General features: G+C 67.1%; 1 pseudogene. It reads left to right on the top strand.

The annotated features are described in order from the left end of the window. Positions 1-38: 38 nt before the first annotated feature. Positions 39-398 (top strand): annotated as a pseudogene (locus D7X55_RS47295) (mechanosensitive ion channel family protein); the annotation flags it as partial.

The raw sequence follows: 398 nt of genomic DNA, 5'->3' as shown, positions 1-398 counted from the left end.
AAGAGACAGGCGCTGACACTGGCCGCGGCAGCCACCTGATGCGGGTGATCTCGCGCCTGTCGAACGTGGTGACCAGCCAAGTGATCGCCTCGGGCATCCGCATCGTGCCGGACCTGCCGCCGGGCCTGGTCAGCTTCATCATCGGCGCCTGCCAGGCGTGGGCGATCCTGACCGTGGTGCTGGCCATCTCGCATGCGCTGGATGCGGCCAACGATCTGTACGAGCGCCGTCCCGAGGCACGCAACAAGCCGATCAAGGGCTACCTGCAGGTCGCCAAGATCGTCCTCTTCGTGATCGCCGGCCTGTCGATCGTCGCTACCCTGGCGGGCGTCGACCTGCGCTATCTGGTCACCGGCCTGGGCGCGGCCACGGCGGTGCTGATGCTGATCTTCCAGGAC

The organism is Corallococcus sp. AB049A, from assembly GCF_003668885.1.
Classification (GTDB): domain Bacteria; phylum Myxococcota; class Myxococcia; order Myxococcales; family Myxococcaceae; genus Corallococcus; species Corallococcus interemptor.
The sequence above is the reverse complement of the archived record's forward strand: the minus strand, read 5'-3'. Positions and strand labels throughout refer to the sequence as shown.